We start from the raw sequence: 14,127 nt of genomic DNA on the forward strand, positions 1-14,127 counted from the left end.
TGTCAAAAGTTGTTACGCTTAATGATTTTTCACCGCTCAGTATTTATAACACAAGTATTAAATCGGTTGAATCCTATGAAAAAAACGTTTCTAAGCCTCATGCTTATCAGCTCTTCCTTAATGGCTGAGCAAGTCACTTCTCTTTATGAGCAAGTAAAAGCACTCAGCCCTGCAGAAAGCATGAAGACTATCCAAGTCCCCGAGGGCTACAAGCTACAAGTTGTCGCCTCTGAGCCCATGATCACCGAGCCGGTTGACTGTGTATGGGATGCCAATGGCGACATGTATGTGATTGAGATGAAAACCTACATGCAAGATGCCAATGCGACTGGTCAGTTTGACAAGACGAGCCGCGTTATGAAATTGACTGACACAGATGGCGATGGCACAATGGATAAGTCTTCCGTTTTTATTGACGGCTTAATGCTTCCCCGCATGATCCTACCCCTTGATGATCGCATTCTTGTGTGCGAAACCAATACTTTCGATATCTACTCCTACCGCGATACCAATGGCGATGGGGAATCCGACGAGAAAAAAATATGGTTCAAGGGTGGACGTCGGGGTGGAAATATGGAGCACCAAGCCAGTGGCTTGATATGGAATATGGATAATTGGATTTACACTACTAAAAGTGAATTCAGCCTTAAAATCGTCGATGGCAAAGTCCAAAAATCTTATCGTGGAAATCTAAAGGGCCAATGGGGATTAGGTCATGATGATGACGGCAATCTTGCCATCGGTGCTGCGGGTTATGAAAAAAGTTTTGAACATTTCCAAAACCCTGTCCTTTATTCAAATAGCAAGTTTCCCAATGAACTGGAAAAGGATTTTAACAAAGTCTGGCCCATCGATAATATTCCCGACACTCAAGGAGGTCATAGAAGACTAAGAAAAGACAATACGCTCAATAATGTCACTGCCGCCTGTGGACAAACTGTCTATCGCGGAGAGCTCATGCCTGAGTTTTATGGAAACTACCTCCTTGCAGAACCTGTGGGTCGCCTGATTCGCATGGCAAAAGTCGATACCTCACTTGCTTTCAAACAAATGCGTAACGCTTACCCCAATTCAGAATTTATTCGCTCCACAGATGCTAATTTTCGCCCCATCAATTTAAAAACGGGCCCTGATGGAGCCCTCTATATCGTGGATATGTACCGTGGTATCATTCAGGAAGCTAACTGGACAAAAAAAGGTTCCTACCTACGTGGTATTATAGATCAATATGGACTCGCTAAAAATATCCAGATGGGCCGTATTTATCGCTTAATACCAAAAGACTACTCAGCCAAATTTACTCGCCCCGATATCTTGAATAAAAGCTCCGAGGATATCATCCCCCTACTCGCAAAGAAAAATGGCTGGATGAGGAGCACCGCTAGGAAGGTACTCATACTTCGCAATGACAAGAGTATTGCCCCTCAGCTCAAAAGGGCTTTGTCAGAATCAAAAAATACTCAAGAAAAAATCGAACTCCTCTGGACTCTTGAGGGACTTCAAGCTTTGGATCCTAATTTTCTTGTCACACAAATGTCTTCAAATGATGAACGCCTTGCGGTTCACGCCATGCGAGCTTCTGAGCCTTGGCTCAAAGAAGCCAATAAAGATATCTTAGCCAGCTTTAAAAGCATTATAAACAATTCTCAATCTAACTCGATACTCACGCAAGCTTTCTTGAGTCTCAAAGACTCAAGCGCCAAGCAAAGTCTTCAAGAATTCTTGGCCAAACATCATCAAAATGATGCACTTAAACATCATTTCACTCAATGGAATAAATACAAGGAAAACAAGCGTAAACAACAAGAACAGTTAGACTCTCTGGCTGGTAAGGGACCCATCTTTCAAAAGATTATGACTGCGGGTGACAAGCATTATAAATCATTGTGTTTCGCCTGTCATGGTGCTAACGGCGAAGGCACCCCAATGGCTGGCACTGACACCATGCTCGCCCCGCCTTTTAAAGGCTCAAAAAGAGTTCTTGGCAACAAAGATAAGTTGATAAAAATAGCTCTTCACGGTCTCATGGGGCCCGTAGACGGCAAAACTTACCCAGGCGCCATGGAGTCACTTGCTTCCCACGATGATAAGTACATTTCTGAGGTTTTGACTTACATTCGCAATTCATGGGGAAATTCAGCTCAATTAGTTTCTCAGAAAGATGTAAAGCATACTCGAAAACACAATAAAAAACGTAAAACACCATGGACTTTGAAGGAACTTAAATAAGAGAATTTATCCTATTCATCTTAGGCCAAGCAGTCCTACTTAACTAGCTCTATAAAACTCAACCAGAAAAAGGCTTATGCAACTAAAAAATATATTAAACTTAGTCCTAATCTTTAGTAGCAGCCTGTTATTAAAAGCAGATGACCTTTCTGAACTGAGGGGCCAAAAGCTCTATGAAACCATCTGTTTTTCTTGCCATGGCAATAAACTAGAAGGAGCCACGGGGCCTAATTTAAAGGATGCTCAATGGCTTCACGGCAATTCAAAAAGTGATATAATTAAAAGTATCACTAATGGCTTTCCTGAAAAAGGCATGCTGGCATTTGGCACACTATATAAGCAAGAGCAGATAAATGATCTAGCTAATTTTATTCTTTCTAGACAAGAAGGTTTAAGAAATGTTAAATACAAAATCTACCACGATCTTAGGCTAAATGACAAAGTCGATTTAGGTCAAATTAAAGCTAATAAAGAAAGATTATTACAGCCCCCTCATTTCAACCCTAATCTCCCCGAGGTCAATCAATTTGCGATATCTTTCACCGGTCAGCTTTTAATCCCCAAACACTTAGCTGGAAAATTTGTACTTGCTGGCGTAAGGAAACAGAGTGATGGTATAGATCTCTATATTGATGGAAAAAAAATCCCATTTCCAACGAGTAAACAACATCAGATCAAAATCCCTATAGAGCTCAGGGCGGGTACCCATGATATTCGACTTGAGTACATTAAGGATTTCAAAAGCACTGTCTTTTTTCTTGATCTAGTTGGCAAAGAAACGATTCCCTTGACGTCTGAATCCTACCGAAGGTCGATCACGAGTAGCCATATTCCCAAAGCAGAAAATGCATTTTTAATTATTCGTAAAAGAATAACTCAAGCACCTCCCGGTTCCATTATAGTTAATCACATGGATAAGATAAGCTTTGCCATTGACCCAAAAACTTCCGACGTAAAAGCCCTATGGTTGGGTAAATCCCTAGATATAGGCCCTAATATTTACGCCCGTGGCCAGCAATTTGCTAAGCCCCTTGGCACCCATTTACTTTCTGCAGAACAATCCATTAACTTATTCATTAACGAAAAACCAGCTAAACTCAAATATATTGGATATTCAGACAAGCCCCTACCTAAATTCATCTTTAAATCATCTGAAGGTGAAATATCACTCCAAAGTAAAATTGAAAATAATGCCCTCAAGTTGAGCTACAGTATAAAATCAAATCATGCCTTAGACATCAACTTAAAAATCCCCCAAGAACTCAATACAAAACTATCAAAAGGTAAAACAAAAAACGGTCTCTTCACTCCTGAATCACCACAAGACTTTTTTATCTCTATCCCTATCAAGGAGCTTAAATAATGCAAAAATTTATCTTTTTAGGCTTAATCATACTGACGCAGTTTTTATTGGCAAACCCCAAAGGTTATAGCATAGAAACTATTACCACACCCAAGGATGTTTACTTTCATATTGCAGGTCTTGATATAGATAAACAAGGTCGCGTTTACTGTGCCACTAGATACGGCGATGTATGGATCTTGGACAAGGGAAAATGGATTCAATTTGCCAAAGGTTTACAAGAACCCTGTGGTTTAGTGATCGATGATGACGGCTCTGTTGTGGTGACTCAGAAACCAGAGATGACTCGCTTGGTCGATTCTGATCAAGATGGTGTAGCCGACCTCTACCTAAACCTTTCCCATGAATGGGGCTTTCATAACAACTACCACGAATTTAACTTTGGTGGTATAAAAGATAAGCAAGGCAACTTTATAGGCTCACTCAACCTTGCGGCCGGTCCCAAAGTTCCCGGACTGAAGCTAAGCGCCATGTCCACTGAGGGTGGCTACCGTGGCTGGGCATACAAGGTGAGCCCCGAAGGAAAATTCACCCCTATTGCCTCTGGTTTAAGATCCCCAGCTGGCTTGGGAAAAAATCCGCAAGGAGAACTCTTTTTTACTGATAACCAGGGTGATTATCTGGCAAGCTCTACTCTGAATCAACTTGAACCTGGAAAATTTTACGGCCACCCAATTTCACTACTGGATAAACCTGAGTACAACATGACTACTCTTAAAAACATGGATGATCAGGAATTCGATAAAATGAGAACCCTGCCCATTGTATGGATCCCCCAAGAAGAAATCGCCAATTCACCGGGCAATCCCGAGTGGAATGCCACAAAAGGCAAATTTGGTCCCTTTGAGAATCAATTTTTTATCGGCGATCAATCACGCTCAAATATTTTTCGCGTTTCACTGCAAAAGGTTGCTGGTCGTTACCAGGGAGCTGTTATTGATTTTATGTCTGGATTTCAGTGCGGTAATATTCGCTTAAAATTTGATCTAGAGGGTAATTTATGGGCTGGACAGACGAGTCGCGGCTGGGCCTCTCGTGGATTGCGTCCCTACGGCTTACAAAAAGTTGTTTGGGACCAAAAAACTATCCCCTTTGAAATCCTCGATGTAAAGTTGCAAAAAGAGTCTTTCAAAATTTACTTCACACAAAAAATAAATCCCCAAGATGCCAAGAAAATCAAAATATCACGTTGGTGGTACGAATACAGCCGTATGTATGGCGCACCTAAATCTGAACTTGAAGAACTCACTCCACAAGCAATTAAAATTAGCGCCGATGGAATGAGCATGACTATTTCTTGTGCCTTGATGAAAGAACGTGTTTACTGTTTCGATTTCAGCGAACTCACCAATAACAACAATGACAAACTAGCGAATAAAAAAGCTTATTACACCATCATACACCTCATTGAATAACGCAATCATTTACATATAGGGACTTAAATAAAGAATAAGAAAGAATGAGGGACATCCATTTAGAATCTCTATAATCTTTTAGTTTAAATTTATTTTTATTGTTACGCCCTGCCTCCCCTTGCCTCTTATATCCTAAAGAACGTTACTAAACGACAAAACTAAAGGAGCAATTTCATGCAACATTTCTTTTTAAGAAAAAAAGGTGATTTTATGAAATCAAAATTCACTTTAATTGAGCTACTTGTGGTGGTAGCCATTATCGGGATTCTTGCATCTTTACTCTTACCAGTTTTGTCCAAAGCAAGGAGAACCTCCCAAATTGCTGTCTGCTTAAATAATGAAAAACAAATGTATCTTGGATTCTTTTTATTTTCCGAGGATAATGATGGGCGATACCCACCAGCTCAAAGTATTGATGGTCAGCTAAGTCACAACGGTAGCTGGGATCGAAACATAGACCCTTACCTCGGAAATTCGATGGTAGATCAATGGGATATAACAGATGACGACGGTGACTATGATATATATCAATGCCCTTTAGATACCGAACGTACTCACACCAATAGAAAAGCTATTGAAGTAGTTCTCGAAAAACGAGGCTATATTACGATCATTAAAAAGGAATTAGTGTCAACCCTTTTTTGAGTCCAAATGGAGACAGTTCGGCTTGGTAGCACAGTTAAGTAAGAACATATAAAAAAGAAGTACAAAATAATAAGGAATAACGAAGATGAGATTACAAGTACGATTATTACTGGCCATTATTTTTGTGGGCGTTGCAAAAGTAGAGGGCACAGCTGAGGCCGAGACAAATAACGCAGCCTATATCTTCACGTCGTTTAGGGGTGATGGGAAGGATGGACTTCACCTAGCCTACAGCAAGAACGGCCTGCAATGGACTGCTCTCAAGGGTGATAAGTCATTCCTGAAGCCTATGATCGGGGGAAAACTAATGCGTGACCCCTGTATCATTCAAGGACCAGACAAGGTCTTTCATATGGTCTGGACAACGAGTTGGGGCGATAAAGGCATCGGTATTGCCCATTCTAAAGATCTCATCAATTGGTCAGAACAAAAATTCATTCCTGTTATGGCGCATGAGCCAACGGCTCGAAATTGCTGGGCACCTGAGATTACGTGGGATCCGGACGGTAATCAGTATGTAATCTACTGGGCAACAACACTTCCTAACAAGTTCAAGGAAACGATCAAAAGCGCAGACAAGGGGTGGAATCATCGGATGTACTGTACCACTACCAAGGACTTCAAGAGTTACACGAAGACTCGTCTCTTCTATAACCCTGGCTTCAACGTAATCGATTCGACCATCATCCGTGTCGAGAATCAATACCTTATGATCACCAAGGATGAAACCAGATATCCGCCAGCTAAGAACCTTCATTTAGCAACTAGTGACAAGGTAACCGGACCCTGGAAAAGATCTCCGAGCCTTTCTCCCCCAAAGGGCTTTGGGTGGAAGGCGCAACGGTCCTAAAGGTTAAAGATTACTGGTACGTATATTTCGATGCCTATATGAAGCATAGATACGGGGCTATGCGAACGAAGGACTTCAAGAGTTGGGAGGACGTTTCGGACAAATTAGAAGTTCAGAAAGGGATGAGGCACGGAACAGTACTCTCGACTTCGAACGAGATACTGAATGGACTACTGAAGGAAAAATAGAACGTCCACAAGGGTGTTGAAGGTTTTATCGCTAGCAGGTGGTTCATTAGATATGACCTTATGGAATAGGTTAGTTCAGTGAACTACATCAAAAAAATAACTTGTGGTTCTATTAGGACCACAAGTTATTTTTCTAGACTAGAAAAGCTATTGAAGCAGTTCTCAAAAAACGAGGTTATATTACTGTCATTAAAAAGGGATTAGTGTCAACCCTTTTTTGACCCCCCAAATGGAGGCAGTTCAGCTTGGTAAGGGGCCTTGGGGGACAATTATGCCATTAATTCATATGCAACAAATAGTTTATGGTCGTGGTTTACACCCCAAGACACAACACCGTTAAACACTGATTTTGGAATAAACAGTAAATTTATTGGTAGAAAAATGTCAGAGATAAAAAGTGATACGATCATATTAATGGAAGGCATGCAAAGTCGAGTTGGCTTTTCCTGGTGGAGTTCACTAGAAACACATAACAATCAAAACATGCTTGATATCCAGGATTTTGATCAGCACAAGAATGGTAAAATGAACTTCCTATTTAACGACGGAAGTGCCGCGGCGAAAAATAACTTGGGACCAAAAAACCATCCCTTTCGAGATCCTCGATGTAAAGCTTCAAAAGAATGGTTTCAAAATTGATTTCACTCAAACAATAAATTTCCAAGATGCCAAAAAAATTAAAATATCACGTTGGTGGTACGAATACAGCCGTAAATATGGCGCACCTAAATCTGACTTTGAAGATATCACACCCCAGTCAATCAAAGTCAGCGAAGATGGTATGAGCATGACTATTTCATGTTCATTGATGAAAGAGCGTGTTTACTGTTTTGATTTCAGCGAACTCACCGATAACAAAAATGAAAAACTGGCTAATAAAAAAGCCTACTACACCATCATACACCTCATTGAGTAACGCAATCATTTACATATAGGGACTTAAATAAAGAATAAGAAAGAATGAGGGACATCCATTTAGAATCTCTATAATCTTTTAGTTTAAATTCATTTTTATTGTTACGCCCTGCCTCCCCTTGCCTCTTATATCCTAATAATCTTACTAAACGACAAAACCTAGTTTGAATTCTCACAAAATTTTAATGTAAATAAATTTAGGTAATCTTTAATGAACCTCACAAAAATCTATAAAGCGATGATGCTACATTCCTTTCTAATAGTAGCACAATTCACTTCAGCGGATGTTTTAGAAAAACAATCATTTAAACATTATGTCGACAAGTTTAACCAACAAGATAAAGAACTTTATCCTCAGCACGTTCCCAATAAAGATGCCTGGGTATTTTTGGAGGAGAATATCCCCTTCTTTGAGTGCCCTGACAAACAGATTGAAAAAAATTACTATTACCGCTGGTGGACCTTTCGTAAACATGTGAAGTCTACGCCGGATGGTTATGTTGTCACCGAATTTCTACCCAAAGTACCTTGGGCGGGGAAATATAACACAATCAGTTGTCCTGCGGGGCATCAATTCTATGAAGGGCGCTGGCTTCATGACACCAAAATCCTGGATGACTACTCATCCTTCTGGTTACGCAAGGGCGGAGAGCCGCGACGCTACAGTTTCTGGATCGCCGACTCATTTTATAAGCGTCACCTTGTGACTCCGAACAAAGATTTTATCATCGATTTTCTGGATGATTTAATTAAAAATTATCAGGCATGGGAAAAATCTCATAAAAAAGGCGACGTGCTATTTGCTCAATCCGCAGACAGAGATGGCATGGAATGGGCTATTGGCGGCGACGGCTTCAGACCGACGATCAACTCCTATATGTACGGTGATGCTCTAGCTATTGCTGAAATTGCCAAGCTTGCTGGCAAAACTGATATCTCACAAGAATACAAGGCTAAAGCTTTAGAGATTAAGCATGAAGTTCAGGCGAAACTCTGGGATAATGACGCAAAGTTCTTTAAAGTTCTGCGACCTCATAAAAATCAATTAGAAAAAGTTCGTGAGCTTCACGGCTACACTCCGTGGTACTTCAATCTGCCGGATAAAAACAAGGACTACGAAGCGGCTTGGGAGCAACTGATGGATGCCAAGGGATTTTACGCACCATATGGTCCAACCAGCGCAGAGCAACGTCATCCTGGATTTCAAATATCCTACAGGGGTCATGAATGTCAGTGGAATGGGCCAAGCTGGCCATTTGCAACATCTCAAACTTTAACAGCTCTCACCAACGTGCTGAACCATTACCCACAGAATGTAGTATCTAAAGAGGACTACTTCGAAACCTTGAAGATCTACACCAAAAGCCACCAATTGAAGCGAGAAAACGGAGAGGTGGTTTCGTGGATTGACGAGAACCTGAATCCATACACAGGTGATTGGATCTCCAGAACAAGGTTAAAGCAATGGAAGAATGGCACCTGGGATAAAGGCAAAGGCGGCAAGGAACGCGGCAAGGATTATAATCACTCCACGTATAATGATTTAATCATCACCGGATTGGTAGGACTGCGTCCTCGTGCCGACAATGTGATAGAAGTAAATCCCTTGCTGCCGGATAAGACCTGGGACTATTTTTGTTTGGATAAGGTCCGCTATCACGACCGAATCCTCACGATCATCTGGGATAAGAGCGGAGAGAAGTACGGCAAAGGAAAAGGACTTTCCGTATATGCAAACGGTGAAAAGATCGCGGCAGCTCCAACCCTGACAAAGCTTACGGGAACACTTGACGGTATTGCGCCTATTCCCTACGTGCAAAGAGCTCCTATTGCCACGGATGACTCCACTCATTTGAAAGTGCTGGCGGTAAGAGCTTCGCATACAAACACAAGTGACACGACAAGCGGTCTGATCCAAAACAGTACCCCCTATGGATCAGGTGACGAGAGCATCAAACGATGGACCTCATGGCCGCAGACAGGCAAAAGCCAGTGGGTAGAGTTGGATCTCGGCGACAAAGCATCGGTTAAATCGCTCGGGGTATTCTGGTTTCAGGACAATGCTGGTGTCAAAGTTCCAACATCGTGGCATATAGAAGCCTCTGACGATCAGGCCGGTCCATGGCTTAAAGTGCCCTCCTCTGATGGTCAGTTCGGTGTCGAGCTGGACGACTATAATACCGTTCAGTTTAAAGAAACGCTAAAATCTCGCTATGTACGCATCCTTATGACACCCAGCAAGGGTAAAGCACTCGGAATTTTATCAGTAAAAGTAAAGACGATTAAGACAGTAAAAACCAAGAAGATTAAACCAGTAAAAAAGTATATAAATATTTAGCCTATAAACTTTTGAAACGGTCCTTTTGTCAAAGGAATTAGTCCCTTACTAAGCGATACAACAGAAAATTTATTAAGAAATCGATTTGGGCTGAAATGGCCTGACTGAAAGCAAATTCCTTAAGGTCTTAGTAGCGTACTCATTATGCGAATAGAATATTTCTTTCGAAAAAATTTATTTTTATTGTTACGCCCTGCCTCCCCTTGCCTCTTATATCCTAAAGAACGTTACTAAACTACAAAACCTAGGACGAAAATTATGCAATATTTCTTTTCAAGAAAAAAAGGTGATTTTATGAAATCAAAATTCACTTTAATCGAATTACTTGTGGTGGTAGCCGTTATTGGGATTCTTGCATCTTTACTCTTACCAGCTTTGTCCAAAGCGAGGAGAACCTCCAAAACTTCAGTCTGCTTGAACAATAACAAACAAATTTATTATGGATTCTTTTTATTTTCCGAGGACAATGAGGGGAGACACCCACCAGCTCAAAGTTTTGATGGTCTTAGTGAAGATTACAACGGTAGCTGGGATCGACACATAGACCCCTACCTTGGGGATTCGATGGTAGCTGGTGCTATAACAGATGACAATGGTGACTATGATATATATCAATGCCCTTTAGATACCAAACGTACTCGCACAGGGGCATTCGGGGGGGGGGGTAATGGGAGGGAACTTAAGGATTTTATCCCTCCCAATTATTCAGTAATAGAACTTTAATTTTATCATTTTTTGGCTATAATAGATATGTTTATAAACATATCTAATTGGATGTAGAAATGGAAAAGTTTGAGTTGTTAGAAAAGCTGAATGAATTAAAGACTGAGTTGATTAAATCACCGTACTGGGTGGCTGGTACGGTGATTGAAACTACGAGGAAGCAAAGTAAAAAAGAGAAGCCCTTTTACTACCTATCTCAAAGTATCAAAGGTAAAACCAAAACGACCTATATAGCTGCTCGCCATTTGGAGGTGTTTAAAAAAGCAGAGGCTGAAGGTGAACGAATTAAGCAACTAATGACTGAAATAAATCGTATCAATATCCTTTTGATAAAAAGCGAGGTGAGTGATGCTTAAAAGTAAAAAGTCGATTCAACTTGTGGAGAAGATCGAAAATATCTTTAGCGCTGAAGAACGGGCTATAGATACTACTAAAAAAGGGCGTTTTCTCGAACGCGTATTTTTACTGTAAAGGTATTATTAATCTCATTATTAGCCAATGCACAGTCAGGGTTCAAACTGGGGTATAAACAATTACTCGCTCAGCTATTTGAACTCAAACTTTTCCCTGGAAATACCATTCCAACTGACAAATCATTTAGTAAGGCTTGTGACAAACTTCCTTTTAAAGCCGTAACCACATTACTCTCAGAATCCCATAAACAGGAATTCGATAGTTCTGGTCGCAAGTACCATGGATTAAAGATAATTATTCCTGATGGCACTAAGATTTCACTACCACGAAGTACAAGCACACTTGAGCAGTATGGCCAAGCTTATGGACATTATCCACAATGTCTTGCGGTTGGTTTTTTCGAGCTCTCCACGGGAACATTTGATGATTTCAAAATAGCTTCAAGAAGATTGCCCTGAACGAACTTTAGCATACGAGCATATGTTAGAGAATTCAGAGAAAAGTTTATACATGGCAGATGCAGGATATAACGGCATGGCGTTTATTGCCTTAGCAAAAGAGTTGGGCCACGAAGTTTTAATGCCGTTGAAAATGAGTCATCTAGCTCAGAAAATGAACGATTCTAAGAAACGATCTCTTGTTCACGAGATTAAACTCACTCGTTCACACCTTAAAAACTATCCAGATCATCAACATTTACTAGGAACAACTCTTAAAATTCGTCTTATCAGAACACTGGGAACGTCCAAACTTAAATCGCAGGTTTTAATCACGACCTTACTGGATGACGCCAAATTCTCATGGAAAGAACTCTCAGGTTTATACCGTCAGCGCTATCTTGTGGAAGTAGCCTACCGACACCTGAAAGTTAACCTTAATCTGGAGTCGATTCGGAAGCGAAAATTTTCAAGAATTAAAAAGTTTATGTATGCCGCCATTGCTTTATACAACCTAGCGGCGGTATTACGGAATCGAATTAAACTACCTGAGATATTGCCAGAGGATCACGGCACGAAGATGTACTGCTTTTCCTTTTGCTTAAACCGTATTTGCGTTTTTTGCCTCGCGATCCTTAATCCATTTAGAGGCTCGAAAAAAGCATTGGCGAATTGCTTAAGAGCAGTCAAAAGCTGTTGGTATATTTATAAACCATGGAGGTCTTCTCCTAGAATATGTAATACTCCACCTTCAAAATTCACTGTGCACAAAGGAAAAGTAAAATATAAAGAAATTGAAACTGCGCAATTCCTCAATGCTGAGTATCAAATATTAGGGGTTCAATATGGCCAGATTTCATGATGAAAAATCCTTAAGTTCCCTCCCATTAGGGGGGGGGGGGACAACTATGCCATTAATTCATATGCAACAAATAGTTTATGGTCGTTTTTTACACCCCAAGACACAACACCATTAAACACTGATTTTGGAATAAACAGTAAATTTATTGGTAGACAAATGTCAGAGATAAAAAGTGATACAATCATATTAATGGAAGGCATGCAAAGTCGAGTTGGCTTTTCCTGGTGGAGTGCACTAACACTAAATGATCAAAATATGCTTGATATCCAGGCTTTTGATCAGCACAAGAACGACAAAATGAACTTCCTGTTTAACGACGGAAGTGCCGCAGCGAAAAACAACATAATTGTTAATGAAACTTCTGAATACTTAAAAATAAAATAAAAGTGTAGAAATGAGAAAATTATTAGAATTGGCAATGCTTGGAGTACTTATTACAGGGTGCACCACAGCAAAACAGAGTGGTGCTTTAAAACTGAACAAGTCAGAGTTTGTAAAAACTATCGACGGTAAGAGGACAGATCTCTATGTACTCAAAAACAGTAACGGTGTAGAGGTTGCTGTAAGCAACTACGGAGCCCGTACAGTCGGTATATCTGTTCCCGATAAAAATGGTCAATTCGAGGATGTCATCAGCGGTTTTAATACACTAGATGAATACATCAACTGCCCGGAGCCTTTTCACGGCCCCATAGTAGGTCGTGTAGGCAACCGTATTGCCAAAGGTAAATTCAAACTTGAAGGCAAAGAATACAATGTGTCGATCAACAACGGCCCGAATCACCTGCACGGCGGTCTCAAAGGCTTCCACCATCGTGTCTGGGATGTAAAAAGTGTGAGCGTTAAGGCTATCCACCTACATTACCTATCAAAAGATGGCGAGATGGGCTATCCGGGAAATCTCAGCGTCGATGTTCGCTACGCTCTCAACGATAAAAATGAATTGTCCATATCCTATAAAGCAACAACGGATAAGAAAACAGTCGTCAACCTGACCTGGCACCCCTTCTTCAACCTTGCAGGAGAAGGCACGACAATCAATGATCATATCATGGAAATCAATGCCGATTACTACACACCGGTTGATGACATTCTGATTCCTCTTGGGAAAAATGTAAGCGTGAAAAATACTCCTTTTGATTTTCGCAAAACAAAGGCCATCGGCCGTGACTTGGATCAACAGAAAAACAATACACAGCTGAAACACGGTGCCGGATATGATCATAACTGGGTGCTTAAGCGTCCTGATGACAATTCTATGGCCTTTGCTGCACGGGTTACTGAACCAAAAAGCGGTCGAGTTATGGAGATCTACACTCAGGAGCCTGGACTCCAATTTTACGGAGGAAACTTTTTTGATGGAAAGACGAATGGTAAAAACGGCAAGCCGCAGATCTATCGCGGTGCCATGGCACTTGAAACACAAAAGTTCCCCGATGCTCCGAACCAGCCGAATTTCCCGTCTGTCGTTCTTGATAAAGGTGATACATACGCAACAAAGTCGATATATAAATTCACAACAAGCAAAGAATCGCATGTAAAAAAGGGATCAATCGAGAAAAATTAAGCACCTCCCTCACGATAGCTGCCCAGCCCTGTGCCGGTCAGCTATCTGCCCTGAAACTTTTTACCTCGCCCCGGACGAAAAAGCTCACCGACTAAAAAAAGTGTTACGGCCTGTCTCCCCCCGCCTCTTAAGTTTAAGTATCATGCTTAAATGATGAGAAATTTAATACTGTATTTTATAC

General features: G+C 40.9%; 13 protein-coding genes. All 13 read left to right on the top strand.

All coding sequences use genetic code 11. The annotated features are described in order from the left end of the window. Window positions 1-75: 75 nt before the first annotated feature. Window positions 76-2,229 (top strand): DUF7133 domain-containing protein, encoded by a 2,154-nt coding sequence (locus LNTAR_RS11785; protein ID WP_007278935.1) that lies wholly within the window; start codon window positions 76-78, stop codon window positions 2,227-2,229. 76 nt (window positions 2,230-2,305) lie between these two features. Continuing rightward, entirely contained in the window at window positions 2,306-3,592 is a 1,287-nt protein-coding gene (locus LNTAR_RS25645; protein WP_007278936.1) for a c-type cytochrome, read from the top strand. Next, on the top strand, window positions 3,592-5,007 hold the full coding sequence (locus tag LNTAR_RS11795) for a DUF7133 domain-containing protein (protein ID WP_007278937.1): 1,416 nt from the start codon (window positions 3,592-3,594) through the stop codon (window positions 5,005-5,007). The genes LNTAR_RS25645 and LNTAR_RS11795 overlap by 1 nt, the downstream gene beginning before the upstream one ends. A 210-nt stretch (window positions 5,008-5,217) precedes the next feature. After that, the gene (locus LNTAR_RS26645) at window positions 5,218-5,652 is read left to right on the top strand and encodes a type II secretion system protein (RefSeq protein WP_238527757.1); all 435 of its coding nucleotides are present in this window, start codon (window positions 5,218-5,220) and stop codon (window positions 5,650-5,652) included. Window positions 5,653-5,737: 85 nt separating this feature from the next. Further along, window positions 5,738-6,502 carry a glycoside hydrolase family 43 protein gene (locus tag LNTAR_RS11805; RefSeq protein WP_007278939.1) on the top strand — a complete coding sequence of 255 codons (765 nt, stop codon included), beginning with the start codon at window positions 5,738-5,740 and terminating at the stop codon, window positions 6,500-6,502. A gap of 569 nt (window positions 6,503-7,071) precedes the next feature. Next, entirely contained in the window at window positions 7,072-7,329 is a 258-nt protein-coding gene (locus tag LNTAR_RS27195) for a hypothetical protein (RefSeq protein ID WP_157473521.1), read from the top strand. After that, complete coding sequence (locus LNTAR_RS11810; protein WP_007278942.1) at window positions 7,241-7,606, top strand: hypothetical protein; 366 nt, start codon at window positions 7,241-7,243, stop codon at window positions 7,604-7,606. Before LNTAR_RS27195 ends, LNTAR_RS11810 begins: the two co-directional genes overlap by 89 nt. 210 nt (window positions 7,607-7,816) lie before the next feature. After that, a complete protein-coding gene (locus LNTAR_RS11815) occupies window positions 7,817-9,943 on the top strand; it encodes an MGH1-like glycoside hydrolase domain-containing protein (RefSeq protein WP_007278943.1) in 2,127 nt (708 codons plus the stop codon). Window positions 9,944-10,237: 294 nt separating this feature from the next. Continuing rightward, complete coding sequence (locus tag LNTAR_RS11820; protein WP_238527758.1) at window positions 10,238-10,666, top strand: type II secretion system protein; 429 nt, start codon at window positions 10,238-10,240, stop codon at window positions 10,664-10,666. Window positions 10,667-10,725: 59 nt separating this feature from the next. Next, on the top strand, window positions 10,726-11,022 hold the full coding sequence (locus tag LNTAR_RS11825; protein ID WP_007278945.1) for a DUF6788 family protein: 297 nt from the start codon (window positions 10,726-10,728) through the stop codon (window positions 11,020-11,022). A 538-nt stretch (window positions 11,023-11,560) separates the two neighbouring features. After that, window positions 11,561-12,379: a transposase gene (locus tag LNTAR_RS11830; RefSeq protein ID WP_007278947.1), complete on the top strand. Its 819-nt coding sequence runs from the start codon at window positions 11,561-11,563 to the stop codon at window positions 12,377-12,379. A 156-nt stretch (window positions 12,380-12,535) separates the two neighbouring features. Beyond that, a complete protein-coding gene (locus LNTAR_RS11835; RefSeq protein ID WP_007278948.1) occupies window positions 12,536-12,763 on the top strand; it encodes a hypothetical protein in 228 nt (75 codons plus the stop codon). Between the two features lie 34 nt (window positions 12,764-12,797). Next, the gene (locus LNTAR_RS11840) at window positions 12,798-13,946 is read left to right on the top strand and encodes an aldose epimerase family protein (RefSeq protein WP_202944946.1); all 1,149 of its coding nucleotides are present in this window, start codon (window positions 12,798-12,800) and stop codon (window positions 13,944-13,946) included. Window positions 13,947-14,127: the final 181 nt, after the last annotated feature.

Source organism: Lentisphaera araneosa HTCC2155, assembly GCF_000170755.1.
Taxonomy (GTDB): domain Bacteria; phylum Verrucomicrobiota; class Lentisphaeria; order Lentisphaerales; family Lentisphaeraceae; genus Lentisphaera; species Lentisphaera araneosa.

What these genes read in the sequence shown, in the direction of transcription:
- LNTAR_RS11785 (WP_007278935.1), top strand. Translation starts at nt 76, where the DNA reads ATGAAAAAAACGTTTCTAAGCCTCATGCTTATCAGCTCTTCCTTAATG.
- LNTAR_RS25645 (WP_007278936.1), top strand. Translation starts at nt 2,306, where the DNA reads ATGCAACTAAAAAATATATTAAACTTAGTCCTAATCTTTAGTAGCAGC.
- LNTAR_RS11795 (WP_007278937.1), top strand. Translation starts at nt 3,592, where the DNA reads ATGCAAAAATTTATCTTTTTAGGCTTAATCATACTGACGCAGTTTTTA.
- LNTAR_RS26645 (WP_238527757.1), top strand. Translation starts at nt 5,218, where the DNA reads ATGAAATCAAAATTCACTTTAATTGAGCTACTTGTGGTGGTAGCCATT.
- LNTAR_RS11805 (WP_007278939.1), top strand. Translation starts at nt 5,738, where the DNA reads ATGAGATTACAAGTACGATTATTACTGGCCATTATTTTTGTGGGCGTT.
- LNTAR_RS27195 (WP_157473521.1), top strand. Translation starts at nt 7,072, where the DNA reads ATGTCAGAGATAAAAAGTGATACGATCATATTAATGGAAGGCATGCAA.
- LNTAR_RS11815 (WP_007278943.1), top strand. Translation starts at nt 7,817, where the DNA reads ATGAACCTCACAAAAATCTATAAAGCGATGATGCTACATTCCTTTCTA.
- LNTAR_RS11820 (WP_238527758.1), top strand. Translation starts at nt 10,238, where the DNA reads ATGAAATCAAAATTCACTTTAATCGAATTACTTGTGGTGGTAGCCGTT.
- LNTAR_RS11825 (WP_007278945.1), top strand. Translation starts at nt 10,726, where the DNA reads ATGGAAAAGTTTGAGTTGTTAGAAAAGCTGAATGAATTAAAGACTGAG.
- LNTAR_RS11830 (WP_007278947.1), top strand. Translation starts at nt 11,561, where the DNA reads ATGTTAGAGAATTCAGAGAAAAGTTTATACATGGCAGATGCAGGATAT.
- LNTAR_RS11835 (WP_007278948.1), top strand. Translation starts at nt 12,536, where the DNA reads ATGTCAGAGATAAAAAGTGATACAATCATATTAATGGAAGGCATGCAA.
- LNTAR_RS11840 (WP_202944946.1), top strand. Translation starts at nt 12,798, where the DNA reads ATGCTTGGAGTACTTATTACAGGGTGCACCACAGCAAAACAGAGTGGT.